The sequence below is a fragment of the Mucilaginibacter sp. CAU 1740 genome (genome assembly GCF_039839285.1).
Taxonomy (GTDB): domain Bacteria; phylum Bacteroidota; class Bacteroidia; order Sphingobacteriales; family Sphingobacteriaceae; genus Mucilaginibacter.
The window spans coordinates 269,858-285,290 of sequence record NZ_JBDOQS010000002.1 but is presented as its reverse complement, the minus strand read 5'-3'; the positions used below and the strand labels follow the sequence as shown (position 1 = coordinate 285,290).

At 44.1% G+C, this 15,433-nt stretch carries 14 protein-coding genes; 8 read left to right on the top strand and 6 right to left on the bottom strand.

Translation table 11 applies throughout. The features are described from left to right. Nucleotides 1-241 precede the first annotated feature (241 nt). Both AAFN85_RS05600 and AAFN85_RS05595 read left to right on the top strand, forming a co-directional pair. On the top strand, nucleotides 242-817 hold the full coding sequence (locus AAFN85_RS05600; protein WP_347526016.1) for an HD domain-containing protein: 576 nt from the start codon (nucleotides 242-244) through the stop codon (nucleotides 815-817). Between the two features lie 13 nt (nucleotides 818-830). Next, complete coding sequence (locus tag AAFN85_RS05595) at nucleotides 831-1,709, top strand: YitT family protein (RefSeq protein ID WP_347526014.1); 879 nt, start codon at nucleotides 831-833, stop codon at nucleotides 1,707-1,709. Nucleotides 1,710-2,203: 494 nt separating this feature from the next. Here AAFN85_RS05595 and AAFN85_RS05590 read toward each other — a convergent pair whose 3' ends face one another. The 3 genes from AAFN85_RS05590 to AAFN85_RS05580 all read right to left on the bottom strand — a co-directional run bounded on the left by AAFN85_RS05590 (nucleotide 2,204) and on the right by AAFN85_RS05580 (nucleotide 5,073). After that, nucleotides 2,204-3,247 carry an adenylate/guanylate cyclase domain-containing protein gene (locus AAFN85_RS05590; protein WP_347526012.1) on the bottom strand — a complete coding sequence of 348 codons (1,044 nt, stop codon included), beginning with the start codon at nucleotides 3,245-3,247 and terminating at the stop codon, nucleotides 2,204-2,206. Next, on the bottom strand, nucleotides 3,247-3,624 hold the full coding sequence (locus AAFN85_RS05585; protein WP_347526010.1) for a response regulator: 378 nt from the start codon (nucleotides 3,622-3,624) through the stop codon (nucleotides 3,247-3,249). The genes AAFN85_RS05590 and AAFN85_RS05585 overlap by 1 nt, the downstream gene beginning before the upstream one ends. A 66-nt stretch (nucleotides 3,625-3,690) precedes the next feature. After that, nucleotides 3,691-5,073 carry an ATP-binding protein gene (locus tag AAFN85_RS05580; RefSeq protein ID WP_347526009.1) on the bottom strand — a complete coding sequence of 461 codons (1,383 nt, stop codon included), beginning with the start codon at nucleotides 5,071-5,073 and terminating at the stop codon, nucleotides 3,691-3,693. 387 nt (nucleotides 5,074-5,460) lie between these two features. On the opposite strand from AAFN85_RS05580, the gene uxuA reads away from it, so the two are divergent. Then, the gene (gene uxuA, locus AAFN85_RS05575; protein WP_347526008.1) at nucleotides 5,461-6,636 is read left to right on the top strand and encodes a mannonate dehydratase; all 1,176 of its coding nucleotides are present in this window, start codon (nucleotides 5,461-5,463) and stop codon (nucleotides 6,634-6,636) included. 72 nt (nucleotides 6,637-6,708) lie between these two features. Here uxuA and AAFN85_RS05570 read toward each other — a convergent pair whose 3' ends face one another. Continuing rightward, a complete protein-coding gene (locus AAFN85_RS05570) occupies nucleotides 6,709-7,071 on the bottom strand; it encodes a nuclear transport factor 2 family protein (protein WP_347526007.1) in 363 nt (120 codons plus the stop codon). 351 nt (nucleotides 7,072-7,422) lie between these two features. Here AAFN85_RS05570 and AAFN85_RS05565 point away from each other — a divergent pair, with 351 nt between their 5' ends. The 5 genes from AAFN85_RS05565 (at nucleotide 7,423) to AAFN85_RS05545 (ending at nucleotide 11,213) form a co-directional block, all read left to right on the top strand. Next, on the top strand, nucleotides 7,423-7,971 hold the full coding sequence (locus AAFN85_RS05565) for a sigma-70 family RNA polymerase sigma factor (RefSeq protein WP_347526006.1): 549 nt from the start codon (nucleotides 7,423-7,425) through the stop codon (nucleotides 7,969-7,971). Nucleotides 7,972-7,983: 12 nt separating this feature from the next. Further along, nucleotides 7,984-8,799, top strand: a complete 816-nt coding sequence (locus AAFN85_RS05560) for a zf-HC2 domain-containing protein (protein WP_347526005.1) — start codon at nucleotides 7,984-7,986, stop codon at nucleotides 8,797-8,799. 17 nt (nucleotides 8,800-8,816) lie between these two features. Next, nucleotides 8,817-9,683, top strand: coding sequence for a hypothetical protein (locus tag AAFN85_RS05555; protein WP_347526004.1), 867 nt, complete (start codon nucleotides 8,817-8,819; stop codon nucleotides 9,681-9,683). An 11-nt stretch (nucleotides 9,684-9,694) separates the two neighbouring features. Continuing rightward, nucleotides 9,695-10,519: a DUF4097 family beta strand repeat-containing protein gene (locus AAFN85_RS05550; RefSeq protein WP_347526003.1), complete on the top strand. Its 825-nt coding sequence runs from the start codon at nucleotides 9,695-9,697 to the stop codon at nucleotides 10,517-10,519. Between the two features lie 79 nt (nucleotides 10,520-10,598). Next, nucleotides 10,599-11,213, top strand: a complete 615-nt coding sequence (locus AAFN85_RS05545) for a trimeric intracellular cation channel family protein (RefSeq protein WP_347526002.1) — start codon at nucleotides 10,599-10,601, stop codon at nucleotides 11,211-11,213. Between the two features lie 302 nt (nucleotides 11,214-11,515). On the opposite strand, the gene AAFN85_RS05540 is transcribed toward AAFN85_RS05545, so the two are convergent. Continuing rightward, nucleotides 11,516-13,798 carry a GH92 family glycosyl hydrolase gene (locus AAFN85_RS05540; RefSeq protein WP_347526001.1) on the bottom strand — a complete coding sequence of 761 codons (2,283 nt, stop codon included), beginning with the start codon at nucleotides 13,796-13,798 and terminating at the stop codon, nucleotides 11,516-11,518. A 108-nt stretch (nucleotides 13,799-13,906) separates the two neighbouring features. Continuing rightward, nucleotides 13,907-15,421: a RagB/SusD family nutrient uptake outer membrane protein gene (locus tag AAFN85_RS05535; protein ID WP_347526000.1), complete on the bottom strand. Its 1,515-nt coding sequence runs from the start codon at nucleotides 15,419-15,421 to the stop codon at nucleotides 13,907-13,909. Between the last annotated feature and the right edge of the window lie 12 nt (nucleotides 15,422-15,433).

The window sequence follows — 15,433 nt, the reverse complement described above, 5'->3', positions numbered from 1 at the left end:
AGGGTATATGCTATAAACACGATACTCCTAACGGAGTAGCAAATGTGGGCTCAAGGCCTGGTTTTAGCAACTTTGCAAAATGGCTTAGCACCCCATCGGGGTATCGTGTTTATAGAAATGAATAAAAGTAGGATTTGGCTCCGTAGGTGCCTCGTATTATAAACGCGTCAACGTTTGATTTCGCCTCCTTTTACTCATATCTCCCCTAAATTAATATATTAGCATCCCATTATAATACTAAATGCAGGTAGAACAAGCCGGGGCCTTCATCCTCGCCAAAATAAAAAACGAATTAGCCGAACGCTTTCATTACCACAATGCCGATCATGCACTGGATGTTTACACCGCCGCCAAACGACTTGCCCAGAGCGAGGAGATAGGCGAACATGATACCCAACTATTGTTAACCGCCGCCTATTACCACGATTCGGGGTTTTTATTTGGACAGGTTGATCATGAAACCGGATCATGCAAAAACGCCCGTCAATACTTACCTGATTTTGGTTACACCGAAGACGAAATTGAACAGGTTTGCGATATCATTATGGCAACCAAAATTCCGCAAAATCCTCATAACCACCTGGGGCAAATAATTTGTGATGCCGATTTGGATTATTTGGGCCGAAATGATTTTTTTATCCTCAGTAAAAGGTTATTTTCGGAACTTGTAATTACAGATCACCTTGAATCAGAACTGGCGTGGGATAAACAGCAGGTGAAGTTTCTGCAAAATCACCGCTACTTCACTCAAACAGCACTCAGGCTCAGGGATAAATGTAAAAACGAACATTTAACAGCTATCACACAACGACTATAAAATACTGCTACTAATGACACAGCCGGGTTTAAAAATTGAAGAAGTAATCAAAGATGTAGTAACAGTAATCATCGGCATTTTATTCTGCGGTTTCGCCCTCAAAGGTTTTTTGGTACCCAATAGCTTTTTTGATGGTGGGGTTACGGGCATTTCACTTCTTCTTCACGAGCTTTATCACTTCAACATAGCCTACGTTATTATCATAGCCAACATCCCTTTTATCATTATGGGAATGTTCCAGGTTAATAAAGCTTTTGCACTGAAAACGTTTGCTTGCGTAATTGGACTTGGCCTATGCCTGCAGTTTATACACTACCCTGTTATTACTTCTGATAAATTGCTTGTATCCATATTCGGTGGTGTATTTATGGGCTTGGGCGTAGGTTTATCCATCCGTGGAGGCTGCGCTTTGGACGGTATCGAGATTTTGGCTTTGTACACGCTAAAACGCAGTAGCTTTACCATCAGCGAGATCATTTTAGGGATCAATATCATCATCTTCCTGATAGCTGCGGTTGAACTGGGCTTGCCTACGGCATTATATTCTATTTTAACTTACTACACAGCATCCCGCACCATCACCTTTGTTATTGATGGATTGGAAGAATACACCGCTGTAAATATTATATCAGGCCAAAGCGAGATCATTAAAGAACGATTGGTAATGGAACTTGGTCGCGGAATCACCATTTATAAAGGCGAGCGTGGTTTTATGAAAGAAAGCTTTGATGTTCACCAGCCGGTTGATATCATTTTTACAGTAGTAACCCGGTTGGAAGTGCGCAGGTTAAAAAATCTGGTGCATAGCATTGATCCTAAAGCATTCGTGTTTACCAATAGCATTAAAGAAGCCGCGGGTGGCGTGTTAAAGAAAAAGGTGAGGGATCATTAATTTAAATTCTACTGACCACCATGTAATTGCGAGGCACGAAGCAATCGCACGGAAGCATGGCCGCCCTGTATAGCATTTGATTGCTTCGAGCCTCGCAATTACATGGTGAATAATAAAGCAGCAATGTCATCCCAAAGGGATGGCATTGCTGCTTTAAGCCTAATCTCTTGCGCTCGTCTCTGATGAGCGCTTAACATGGTTTCGCGTTTGAAACGCGCTACGAATTTCTCTTTAAGAGTATTGGGACTGAAGTTGGAAACTTTAGTCATTTTACACCACGGGTTACGCTGCGCTAAACCCGCGGCAGATGGTATGGCTTTCGACTTTTGACTCTACCTCTTGCGCTCATCTGTGATGAGCGCTTAACATGGTTTCGCGTTTGTAACGCGCTGTGCATTTCTCTTTAAGAGTATTGTCACTGAAGTTGAAAACTTCAGTCATTTTACCCCACGGGTTACGCTGCGCTAAACCCGCGGCAGATAATTTTTAAGACTTTAATCCACCACTTCGTAAATCTCCACCGGTTTAGCCTTATTCTTCAAACTCACCTCGCCAATTTTATTAAGTGCGAATGAGCCTTTAGCTTTTTCATAAACATCGGCACTTACAATGATCTGGTTGGCTTGTGCTACGGTTTGCAGGCGCTGAGCCAGGTTCACGGCATCGCCTATCACCGTATAATCCAAACGTTTTAAAGTTGCCGAACCAATATTGCCCGATATCATCTCCCCCGAATTAATGCCGATTGAAACAGATGGCTTAAAAGTTTTTTCACCGGCCTGGATCTCATCGGCACAGTGCATTTTATCGCGAACAGCGAGCGCGGCATCAATAGCCCTGTCAAGGTGGTATTCGCCGCGGAAAACAGCCATCACGGCATCACCCATAAATTTATCGATGTGGCCGGTTTGTGCTATGATCTCCTGCACCATAATATCAAAGTACTTGTTGATCATGCTTACCACTTTGTCGGCAGCTAAATGCTCGGTAATAGCGGTAAAGCCGCAGATATCGATAAACAGCACCGTAGCATCAATGGTTTCATTGCTCAGCAGGCTCGTTTCAAACTCCTTATGCGTCATGAAGTTGAGCACATTCTCGTCCACATACATGCGCAGTATATTGTTTTCCTTAATGGCTTGCATGGTTTTTTTGAGTTCGATAACGTGCAGCAGCGTTTTTTCGATGGTGATATCCAGGTCTTCAAAGTTTACCGGCTTTACCACAAAATCGAAGGCGCCGCGGTTCATGGCGGTGCGGATGTTATCCATATCGCTATAGGCCGATACCATTATCGCTTTTAAAATAGGATTGGCATCGGGCAGCTTGGTAAGCAGGGTGAGACCATCCATTTCGGGCATATTGATATCACTCAGTACCACATCAATATCGGGATGAGCAGTTAGCTGGGTAAGTGCTTCAAACCCGTTTTGGGCAAAAACAAATTCATAAGCGCCTTCGCGGATCTTTTTCCGGAATTTTTGCCTGATCAGTAATTCCAAATCCTGCTCATCGTCTACAACCAGTATCTTGGCCATTATTGCTCTAAGTGTTTAAGTTTGTCTTTCAAGTTGTTAAAATCAAGCGGCTTGGTTAAAAAATCGTTGGCACCAAGCTGCATCGATTGCTGGTAGTTTTCATCGTCGCCGTAGGCGGTTATCATCATCACTACCGGTGGCGGTTTTTCGTAGTGCTGCCTGATGTTGCGCAGCAGCTCCAATCCGCTCATGCCGGGCATATTGATATCCGATAAAATGAGGATCACCTCCGAGTGGTGCCCTTCTAAAAAATCAAGTGCTTCCTCGCCCGATTGCGCGAAGTTAAATTCCACTTCGCCGGTTTTTATTTCTTTCCTGAAACGTTGTAAAAACAAGGGCTGAACATCGGCCTCATCATCAACAACAAGTATTTTCATAGTGCTTCAAAGTTAAGTTTTTGCGGGGCTTTATCGGCCCGTAAATGTAAAAAATGCCTGTGCTGCTTAAACGGTGCCCACAGGTAACGTGATGATGAAACGTGCGAACTGACCCTCGGCGGTTTCAACCTTTAACTCACCGCCGTGGCCTTTGGTAATGATATCATAACTCATAGATAGTCCCAACCCCGTACCCTGACCGGTAGGCTTGGTAGTGAAAAAAGGCTGGTAAATTTTATCCAATACTTTTTGCGGGATGCCGGTACCGTTATCTTCCACGGTTATCTGTACCATGTTAGCGCCCGATGCTGATCTGATCTTTTGGGTATTAACCGTCACCGTAGGATCGTAACCCTCACCCAACAACCTTTTCTTCTCAGTAACCGAGTAAAACGAGTTGTTGAACAGGTTTAATAATACCCGGCCCAGGTCCTGCGGAATAGCTTCAATTTTGCCCAATTCCGGATCAAAGCTGGTTTTCATGCCCGCGTTAAATGATTTATCCTTAGCCCGCAGGCCGTGATAGCTTAAGCGCAGGTATTCATCGGCAAGGGCATTGATATCGGTAGACTCTTTTTTACCTGTTGTGGCGCGCGAGTGTTGCAGCATACCTTTTACAATCGCATCGGCGCGTTTGCCGTGCTGGTTTATTTTGCTGAGGTTTTGGGTGATATCGTTAATGATGTCATCGGCTTCTTCCTTAACATTATCGGGTAGTTTATCCAATACCTCTTCTTTTAACTCTTCCAGTAGTTCGATGCTCACCTCGCTGAAGTTGTTCACAAAGTTTAATGGGTTCTGGATCTCGTGCGCAATACCGGCGGTAAGTTCGCCTAAGGAAGCCATTTTTTCCGATTGGATCAATTGCGCCTGTGTGCTTTTTAATTCGGACAAAGCCAATTGTAGTTCTTCAGTTTGTTTGAGCAATTCGGCCGTGCGTTCTTTTACTTCGCTTTCCAGGTTTACCTTCATGGCCGCCATCATGCGGTTTTGCTCCTGTTCGGCAAAACGCTGCTTGCGTTCGTTCTCGAGGGCTTTGGTTTGTTTGCGACTGATAAGCCAAAGGGAAAAAGCCCATATCAGTGAGAAACCTACAAAGCTTTGAAGCGTGCCCTCGTGGTTATCATAAAAGTTAGGGAACCATTTTTCCAGGAAATCGCTTATTAAACCAATAATAGCGTAGGGTACAAGGGCGAAACCAAGCTGTTTGCTCGATTTCAGATCGTCGATATAGTACGGCGCTAACGTGAGACCGAGAAAATAAAGGTGCGAAAAAATGGTAGCCACCTTATGCCCATGGTCAAAACTTACATCAAAAAAGAAGATGCCGATAGAGATAAAATAACCGATATTGAGATATTTGCTCCACTTGTCAAGCAATCCATCGTTTTTCAGGTTTCTCCTGAATTGCGTAATCACAAATACTGCGAGGAAAGGTTCGAAACTCATGTAGGTTGTTTTACGAATTTTATAAATGCGAAGCCGAAATTTAACAATTTTAGGTCGATAATTAAATATTGCTTACAATTTAATTAACCCGCAAAACAAATTACCATTAATTATAAGCCGATTAAAAAAATATAACGATTATTGGCGCGGATAAAAGCACACCTGTTTACTGACACAATTTTGTCAGTGTTCAATTTTTTAAAACCGGTGTTCAATGTTTGCTTTGATAAAAATAACGACTATTGATTATCAGTATGTTATGTTTTGTTTTTAGAAACTGAATGTATAAGTATCTGATTATCAATATGTGTGTTTTTGACAGGTGTTCAACCTTTATAAAATTGAACACCCGTTTTATTTGATTATTAAACCTATCTATATAGAAAAATGAGTACATACAGTATGATCAATACCATGCGCTGGTATGGTCCTAATGATCCGGTAAGTTTGGCAGATATCCGCCAAGCTGGATGCACAGGCGTAGTAAGCGCCTTGCACCAGATCCCTAACGGCCAGGTATGGAGCGTTGAAGCGATCACCGAACGCATAGCAATTATTGAGGCTGCTGGCCTAACCTGGGACGTGGTGGAAAGCGTTCCGGTACACGAGGCCATCAAAACCCAAACCGAGGGATATCAGCAATACATTGAAAACTACAAGCAAAGCCTGCAAAACCTGGCAACCTGTGGCATCCACATAGTTACCTATAACTTTATGCCGGTACTGGATTGGACGCGCACCGATCTGAGCTTCACCGTTGAAGATGGTTCAAAAGCCCTCCGTTTTGAAAAAGCTGCCTTTATAGCCTTTGATGTATTCATGCTGCAAAGGCCAGGTGCCGAGTTGGAGTACACCCTGGAAGAACTCGACCGCGCCAAAGCCCGTTTTGATGGCATGACCGATGATGATAAACAATTGCTGCAACGCAATATTATAGCAGGCTTGCCAGGCAGCGAAGAAAGTTTCACGCTGGATAAATTCAGGGAGGCTCTGGCTGCTTACGATGGTATCGATGCCAAACGCTTAAGGGAAAACCTTATTTATTTCCTGAACGAGATTATCCCCGTAGCTGATGCCAATAACATCAAAATGGTGATTCACCCAGACGATCCGCCATATGCCATTCTCGGCTTGCCAAGGGTAGTAAGTACTGCCGAACATATCAACGCGCTGATAGAAGCTGTGCCATCATTAAATAACGGTTTATGCTTTTGCACAGGATCATACGGGGTGCGCCCGGATAATGATCTGCCTGCTATGGTTAAGCAATTTGGGGATAGGATCAACTTCATCCACCTGCGCAGCACCCGCCGCAACGAGTTTGGTGATTTTTATGAGGACAATCATTTAGAGGGCGATGTGGATATGTATGCGGTAGTGAAAGAACTGGTACAGGTAATGCAGCAACGCCAAATCAGCATCCCAATGAGGCCAGATCATGGGCATCAGATGCTGGATGATCTGAAAAAGAAAACCAATCCGGGTTACTCGGCTATCGGCCGCCTGCGTGGCCTTGCGGAGTTGAGGGGACTTGAATTAGGTATCATCCGATCGATAGAGTAAAAATCAAAAAGCTTATAAACAGGAAAGGCCTCTGCGTACAGCGAGGCCTTCCTGGTTTATGATCGGTTGGTTTTAGCCCATGTTGTAAAAAAACTGCTCGGAAACTATCTGACCGTCTTTTACTTCGTAAACGGCTATCTCGTTCATTGGCATGCGGCCGCCTTCTTTGTAGGTTACATCCATCTCCATAGTTACGGCGAAAAAGTTGCCGGTAATAATCGGGTCGGATACTACGCCGCTATGTACCTCCTGTACTGTAGAATACCAATATTCGGTTTTGCCTTTAACAGCTTCTTTGCCTTCGACAACTTCCATCGGCGAGCCTTTTACTTCACGGCTTACAATGTTATCGGCATAAAGCTCATCAATAGCCTGGGTATGTTTGCCTTCGCGGCAATACTGCACTAATTTTTCTGCTACTTCGGTGGTGGTCATAAGCATGTGGTTTTAATTGTGTGTAATAAAGTTATGGATAAACACTTCAATGCCAATGGCTATGTGGTTTAAATTTCTGTTAAGTTTGATGGGGAGCGTTATTATTGTCAGAACTCGAATTTATTGAATTAATGAATTAGCAGAATGCTTAAGAATTAGAATTTTTCAGGTAAAGATGCATCATATGCGTCTCCCGTAGGACAAACACCCCTGCACAGCCACATACCGTAAATTGCATTCGTAAGACGCATGTGATGGGTCTCTACAAAAACATTAAAAAAAACTTTAGTTTTCCTGTAACCATTTCCCGCCGCCGAAGTACTTAAGGTATATTACATAATTACAAACTGATTGAACACGCTTACAGATAACGCCATTATGCTAAAGGTGAAAGCCGGCGACCTTGACAGGATGGGCCTGTTATTTGAGCGCTATAACCGTCAGCTTTATGGTTTCCTGTTTCACATGACCTACCAGCGCGAACTGGCCGAGGATATGGTACAGCAGGTATTTTACAAAATGCTCAAATACCGGCACACGTTCACCGGTACCGGCGAATACATTCATTGGATGTACTCGATAGCCCGCAACGTGCTGAAAGATCATTGGCGCAAAAACAAACAGCAGGTACAGCACGAAGGCGTGGAAGCAGCCGAAACCATTGCCGGGGGATCGGTACCCGACGAGCAGTTTGAAAAAAAGCAAGCTAAAGCCGGATTGCATAAGGCCATGGAAAAACTAAGCGAAAGCCAGCGCGAAATTTTAGCCCTGAGCCGTTTTCAGGAATTGAAGTGCCAGGAAATAGCCGACATACTGGGCATGACGGAAGGCACCGTGAAAGTCCGTATTCACCGGGCCATGCAGGAGCTTAAAAGTATTTATGTAAAAATGGAACGATAAAACAGTATAAAGATGAAATGTGAGCTATACGAGGAACTGTTTACCGGTTGGATAAACAAAGAGCTAAGCCTTGAGGAAAAAGGGGCTTTAGAACAACATATTGCAGGTTGCACCAACTGTCGCGAAGAGTTATTGAGTTTGCAGCAGATGTGGAACACTATGGGTGAGGTTGAAACACCCGAGCCATCGGCCAATATGGGGGTGAAGTTTTATGCCATGCTGGATACTTACAAGGAATCGGTTAAGGAGCAAAGAAGTTTATGGGCCGATGTTAAATATCACATTAGCAGGCTTTGGGAATGGCAGCCACGCTGGCCTATGGCTTATAATTTTGTAATGATATTGATTGTTGCCGGTGCAGGTTACCTGCTTTTTGGAAAGGGCAAGGCCGACGACCAGGACAAACAACTAAAAGCCCTCAGCACACAGGTACATGAATTGAAACAAACCATGATGCTGGCCCTATTGGAAAACCCTTCAGCATCTGAAAGAATAAGAGGTGTAAGCTACACCGGCGAGATAAAGCATGCGGATAAACAGGTGATAGATGCCCTTTTAGCCACATTGAATAACGACCCTAACGTGAACGTACGTCTGAGCACCCTGGATGCCCTTACTCATTTAGCCGGCAGGCCAGAAGTTAGAGAAGGGCTGATCAAATCAATTGTTGAACAGGATTCGCCGCTGATGCAACTGGCTATTGCCGATGTGATGCTGAAACTGCAGGAAAAACGTTCGGTAGGTTCATTCAAAGAACTGCTGAAACAAAAAGATCTGGATAACGGCGTACGCGACAAGATCAAACAAACTATAACTCAACTTATCTAAAAAAATAAACCAAAATCATGAAAAGATCACTATTGCCTGTTTTAACAGGTTTGGGGCTGTGTCTTGCCCAAATTTCGGCCCATGCGCAGGATTACAAAGAGCATATCAGCAAGCAGTTTAACATTCAGGGAGCTGCTTCGGGCACTACGCTGGCCATTTACAATATTTTTGGTTCGATAACGGTGCAGGGTTATTCGGGCAGCCAGGTAACTATCGAGGTTGATGAAACCATCCGCGGCAAAAAACAATCGGATGTAGAACAAGGCAAAAAAGAAGTAAAGCTTGGCTTTGATCAAAAAGCGGATAGCATTATCGCTTACACAGCCGAACCTTACAACACCCGTCCGCACCGCAACTGGACAGAAAATGAAAAGCACAGAAATGTACACTACAACGTGGTATTACAATATACAATAAAAGTGCCGTATGGTATTAACTTATGCGTATCCACGGTAAATGAGGGTGATATTGAAGTAAAGGATGTTTATGGCACCTTGAAAGTTAACAATGTAAACGGCGGCATCAATATCGCCAATGCAAAAGGTACAACCAATGCGCATACCGTTAACGGACCGCTCACGGTAACTTATCTCACCACACCTCCCGATGCGTCAAACTATTACACGCTTAACGGCAAACTGGAAGTAACTTACCCCGCAAACCTTGCCGCCGATCTGGAATTTAAAAGCATGAACGGCCAGTTTTATACCGATTTTCCGGATACCGAGATTTTACCTACCCGCGTAAGCAAAACCGAATCAAAAAGCGGGGCTGGTACAACTTATAAGCTAAGCAAAAACAACGGTGTAAGGATAGGGTCGGGCGGTAAGCTCTTCAAATTTGAAACCCTTAACGGCAATATTTATATCAAAAAACAACAATAAAATATAACAAGATGAAAGCTATAAAATTTACAGGCACATTAATGCTAACCCTGCTGCTAAGCGCGAGGCTTTGGGCACAGGACGGAGATAAGGGACAATTAGTTGTACCATTAAGCGACCCGGGAAAACCATATAAACTGGATGTGAGTTTGGTTAACGGATCCATCACAGTTACAGGTTACGAGGGCAAGGATATTATTATTGATGCCCAGGGCGAGGAAAGAAAACATCGCGAAAAAGAAACTGCTCCTAACGGTATGAAAAGGCTATCGGCAGTGAATAACCTTGATGTACAGGCGCAGGAAAACAATAACTCGGTAAATATTCATGGCAGCCCCATGAAAACCACCAACCTCACCATTAAAGTACCAATGAACAGCACAGGTATCAAGCTTTCTACAGTGAACAATGGGAATATCAATGCCAGCAACCTAAGTGGCGATCTGGAGATCAGGAATGTGAACGGCTATATTAAACTGAGTAATATTGCCGGATCTGTAGTTGCCAACACAGTTAACGGTAACGTTGAGGTTAGCTTTAAAAGTATTGATGCCAAAGCAGCCATGGCCTTTTCAACACTGAATGGCAAGATTGATGTTACCTTCCCGGCAAGCCTGAAAGCCAACGTAAAGCTAAAATCAGATCAAGGTGATATCTTCACCGATTTTGATGTAGTAACCGAGCAACGTAAACCTGTAGTTACCAAAAACACCGGCGAAAAAGGAATGTACAGCCTGAAGATGGAAGATTGGGTTTACGGCAAAATTGCAGGCGGCGGCCCAGAGTTGTTGATGAAAACAACGTTTGGGAGTATTTACATACGCAAAGCGAAATAAATAGATTATTATAAAATACAGGAGTCGTTATTGCCCAATACAAAGCAATAACGATTTTTGTATTTAAATAATCTCAGATATGCTTCATATACTCTACATAATTGCCATCATTGCCGAAGCCATGACGGCTGCCTTATCTGCCGGGAGGCGTGATATGGATTGGGTTGGCGTTTGCATCATCGCCTGGGTTACAGCGCTCGGCGGCGGAACCGTGCGCAATATCCTGTTTAACCATTACCCCATGAGCTGGGTTGAGCATCCCGAATACCTGGTGATCACTGCCGGGGCAGCGATTTCAGCCGCTGTAATTGCCCGGTTGATGACCAAAATGAAAACGCTTTTCCTTTGTTTGGATGCTTTAGGATTAGTGGTATTTACGATTATAGGCTGCCAGATAGCCGAACAGATCAGCCTCCCCTGGCTTATCGTTTTACTAAGCGGTATGATAACCGGTTGCGCGGGTGGCGTGCTGCGCGATGTTTTATGTAATGAAGTGCCGCTTTTGTTTCGGAAAGAGGTTTACGCCAGCGCTTCTATAGTTACCGGAGCGGTTTATTTGGGGTTGGAATGTTTGAGCGTACCAGTCGGGATCTGTATAGTAGTAGCCTGTGTTATTGGGTTGGCTTTACGCCTGCTCTCTATTAAATATAACTGGCAGATGCCAAAGTTTGTTTACCGGGAAGAATGGCATTAAGTTATATCCTCATCTCCATGTCATTGCGGGCGCAGCGAGGCAATCGCATGCTGTACAGGGCGGATATGCAAAGCGGCAATGCTTCCGTGCGGTTGCTTCGTCGTTCCTTCTCAATGACATGTTTTGTTATCCAGGGACGTAAGTTATAAACTTACGATATTTTAAACCACGGCTTACGTTGCGCTAAACCCGCGTCAGCTAGGGAATAAAACAACAAAGGCGAGGTAAACCTCGCCTTTGTTGTTATGAAATATCCGCCGTTGTTCCCCCTTCAGGGGGTTAGGGGCTTTATCGGCCAGGTACTATTTCTCTGTACTCAACGAATACGGAACATCGCTCACTTTGGTACCTCTTGTTTTATTAGGCTGAGGTGCCATGTTAAAGTTAAGCACCGCGCCTTTTTTAAGTTCGGAATGGCTTAACCAGGTTAAACCGTATGGCTTACCGTTAACGCTAAGCGTGTTAACATATTTGTTGGCCACGCTGTTGTTGGCCGCGTTGATCTCGATCTTTTTACCATTCTCAAGGTTAAGGGTAACTTTCTTAAATAAAGGCGTACCCAAAACATACTGATCGCTTGCTGGTGTTACCGGGTAGAAGCCCATTGCAGAGAATACATACCAGGCCGAAGTTTGGCCGTTATCCTCATCACCGCAGTAACCATCAGGGGTTGGTTTGTACAATTTCTCCATGGCTTCGCGCACATGCGATTGTGTTTTCCAAGGTTCGCCCGCGTAGTTGTACAGGTATATCATGTGCTGGATAGGCTGGTTACCGTGCGCGTACTGGCCCATGTTCATGATCTGCATTTCGCGGATCTCGTGGATGGTTTCGCCGTAGTAGCTATCGTCAAAAATCGGCGGCATGCTGAACACCGAATCCAATTTCATAATAAATTTCTGACGACCACCCATCAAGTCAACCAAACCTTGCATATCCTGGAACACGCTCCAGCTATAGTGCCAGCTGTTACCTTCGGTAAAGGCATCACCCCATTTAAACGGACTGAACGGTTTCTCGAACGATCCATCTTTGTTTTTACCGCGCATCAGCTTGGTTTCCGGGTCGAACAGGTTTTTATAGTTCATGGCACGCTGTTTATAGATGCCAATCTCTGATTCTGGCTTATTTAAAGCTTTACCTAATTTGTAAATGGCAAAATCGTCATAAGCATACTCCAAAGTACGGGCAGCGTTTTCGTTGATCTTTACATCATAAGGCACATACCCTAATTTGTTGTAATACTCAACACCTTCCCTACCGGTAGCCTGCGGACCGGCATTATTAGCACCATGCACCAACGCATCCCACAAAGTATTGATATCATAACCACGCAGGCCTTTCAAATAAGCCTCAGAAACAACCGAAGCAGAGTTGTTACCGATCATCACCGCCGAATAACCAGGGCTTGACCATTCTGGCAACCAACCACCTTCTTTATAATCGTTGATCAGGCCTTCCTGCATCTCTTTATTGATAGATGGGTAAACCAAATTCAGGAATGGATACAAGGCCCTAAAAGTATCCCAAAAACCGGTACCGGCAAATTTATAACCAGGGAATACTTTACCAGTTGAAGCGCTGTAGTGAACAATTTTATTGTCTTTATCAATCTCGTACAATTTGTTCGGGAAGAACACCATGCGGTAAAAGCATGAGTAAAAAGTACGCATCTGATCAACCGAACCGCCTTCAACCTGTAAATGGTTCAGGGTTTTGTTCCAGGTATCTTTAGCTTTTTTGCAGGTTACATCAAAGCTGTCTTTACCTTGCTCACGCTCCAGGTTAAGTTCAGCTTGTTCAATGCTGATGAATGATGAAGCCACACGCAGGTGAACTTTTTCGCCATGGGCGGTTTTGAAACCGATCAACGCGCTTGCATGCTCAGCTTTCAATTCCAAACCTTCGGCCTGAACGGTATCACTGAAAGTATGCGCATAGGTGATCGGCTTATCTACATAAATAACAAAATAGTTTTTAAAGTTTTTAAGCGGACCACGGGCATATTTAGTTGAGTAACCAACTATCTTTTTTTGATCAGGGCTGATCTTTACATATGAACCTTTGTTCAACGCATCGATAACGATGAATGAACTATCCGTTTTAGGATAAGTAAACCTAAACTGCGCCGAACGCTCGGTTGGCGTGATCTCGGTAGTTACATCATGATCGGCCAGGTAAACGCTGTAATAATATGGTTTAGCGGTTTCGGCTTTGTGCGAGAACCAGCTGGCCCTTTTGTTTTGATTTACAACCGCATGTTTGGTTACCGGCATAATGGCAAACTGGCCATAATCGTTCATCCATGGTGATGGCTGGTGGGTTTGTTTGAAACCGCGGATCTTGTGGGCATCATAAGTATATGCCCATCCATCACCCATAACACCGGTTTGGGGTGTCCAGAAGTTCATGCCCCATGGCAGGGCAACGGCCGGGTAAGTATTACCGGTTGACAGATCGTAATGCGAATCGGTACCCATCAGCGGGTTAATGTACTCAACGGGATCGGTAACCTTATTTACCTGCTGCGCGAAGGCGCCTGCAGCTGATAGCAGGGAGGTGATAAGTACCAGGGCTTTTTTCATGCGCTAATATTTAATTGTGTTTCTTGGTTAAACGTTTTACTTGCCGTAAATATAAAAGACTGGCAGGGTATTGCCAGTCTTTTATACATTTTATTTACAATTTTTTAATTACCACCCTGTATTTTGTTTCAGGCCTGGGTTTGTGTTGATTTCGCGCTGCGGAAGCGGCCACAGGTAATACTGTGCTTTAAACGTCACCCCCTGCTCAGTAGCCGAAGCGGTAGGATCGGCAAAGGTATTTGATTGAGGCAGGTAAGCCATGTGGGTACGCTGCATATCAAAGTATGCTTTGTTTTCGTAAGCAAGCTCATGGTAACGCTCTCTCCAGATGGCTTGGCGGAAGGTTTCTTTGGTTAAGCCACTTAAAGGTGCCAGTTTAGCACGGGCACGGATCGCGTTAACAGCTGCGTAAGCATCAGCTGTAGGTCCGTTTGCTTCGTTTGATGCCTCGGCATAGATCAGCTGTGCTTCGGGTAAACGCAACAGCGTCCAGTTTTCATCGCATTTGCCACTAATCGCGGTATTAGGTACTGAGCTTTCAACGTGGAAGTATTTGTATAAAGCGTAGCTTCCAAAATTGATGATTTTTGTTGTATCATCAGTTGCATGATATTTTGAGAAATAAAACTGCTGCTCCTGTGTGCGCAAATCTCCTGCTTCATAGCTGGCTACAAATTGGTTAGTTGGGATCATAGCACCCAGGTGATCGCCCCATACACCAACCAAAAGGTTAAACGGAACGGTTAGCTGCGCGATAGAATTTGTTGATGTACCAGCCAGATAATTGATTTGAAAAATCAGTTCCTGCTGATTTTTGTGGGCATTATCATGTAGGTAAGCATATTTATCAAACAACGAATACCAACCTAAAACCGGTTTAATTTCGGCTGCAGCCAGGGCATAGTTTGCGGTTTGCTGTAGCGGGTAACCGGCTGTTGTTAAGTAAACACTCGCCAACAGGGTTTTCACAGCGCCTAATGATACCCTACCTGTAGCATCTGTATTTGACATACCCGAAGCCTCGGCGGCTTGTAAATCAGAAATGATTTGTTTGTAAACATCAGCCGCAGCCGTACGGGTTGGATAAAGATCGGGGCTGGTAACGTTTTGGCTTTCCAAAATCAATGGCACATCACCATATAAACGCACCAGGTGGTAGTAATAAAACGCACGGAAGAAATAGGCTTCACCCATCAACTTCTTTTTTAAGCCTTCATCCATAGGTGTAATACCCGGAATATACTGAATTGCAAGGTTGGCATTAGCCACGCCCCTGTAGCAGTTTTTCCATACAGTTTCAAAACCTGGGTTTATAGCATCAGTACGCTGGTGAATCACGTTACCATTGTTAACACTTTGACCAAGCGACGTTGTATGACCTGCAAATAACTCCATGGTAATGAATGGGCTTTCACCGTACGCGTCGCCATTCTGGAAAAAATACATGATCTGGTATAAACCGTTCACGAAAGTCTGGGCCTGATTTGAACTTTTGAAATAGCTATCTTTAACAAAGTTGCTCCTATTATCTTCGTCCAGGTATTTTTTACAGCTGCTGCTCAAAGCAACCGTAGCGATAAGCAAAAAAGCACTTACCTTATATTTTTTAAAGTTAAATTTCATAACAGTATGTTT

Bases quoted from the DNA above. Each gene is read 5' to 3' on its own strand.
- AAFN85_RS05600 (WP_347526016.1), top strand. From the start codon at position 242: ATGCAGGTAGAACAAGCCGGGGCCTTCATCCTCGCCAAAATAAAAAAC.
- AAFN85_RS05595 (WP_347526014.1), top strand. From the start codon at position 831: ATGACACAGCCGGGTTTAAAAATTGAAGAAGTAATCAAAGATGTAGTA.
- AAFN85_RS05590 (WP_347526012.1), bottom strand. From the start codon at position 3,247: ATGGCCAAGATACTGGTTGTAGACGATGAGCAGGATTTGGAATTACTG.
- AAFN85_RS05585 (WP_347526010.1), bottom strand. From the start codon at position 3,624: ATGAAAATACTTGTTGTTGATGATGAGGCCGATGTTCAGCCCTTGTTT.
- AAFN85_RS05580 (WP_347526009.1), bottom strand. From the start codon at position 5,073: ATGAGTTTCGAACCTTTCCTCGCAGTATTTGTGATTACGCAATTCAGG.
- uxuA (WP_347526008.1), top strand. From the start codon at position 5,461: ATGAGTACATACAGTATGATCAATACCATGCGCTGGTATGGTCCTAAT.
- AAFN85_RS05570 (WP_347526007.1), bottom strand. From the start codon at position 7,071: ATGACCACCACCGAAGTAGCAGAAAAATTAGTGCAGTATTGCCGCGAA.
- AAFN85_RS05560 (WP_347526005.1), top strand. From the start codon at position 7,984: ATGAAATGTGAGCTATACGAGGAACTGTTTACCGGTTGGATAAACAAA.
- AAFN85_RS05555 (WP_347526004.1), top strand. From the start codon at position 8,817: ATGAAAAGATCACTATTGCCTGTTTTAACAGGTTTGGGGCTGTGTCTT.
- AAFN85_RS05550 (WP_347526003.1), top strand. From the start codon at position 9,695: ATGAAAGCTATAAAATTTACAGGCACATTAATGCTAACCCTGCTGCTA.
- AAFN85_RS05545 (WP_347526002.1), top strand. From the start codon at position 10,599: ATGCTTCATATACTCTACATAATTGCCATCATTGCCGAAGCCATGACG.
- AAFN85_RS05540 (WP_347526001.1), bottom strand. From the start codon at position 13,798: ATGAAAAAAGCCCTGGTACTTATCACCTCCCTGCTATCAGCTGCAGGC.
- AAFN85_RS05535 (WP_347526000.1), bottom strand. From the start codon at position 15,421: ATGAAATTTAACTTTAAAAAATATAAGGTAAGTGCTTTTTTGCTTATC.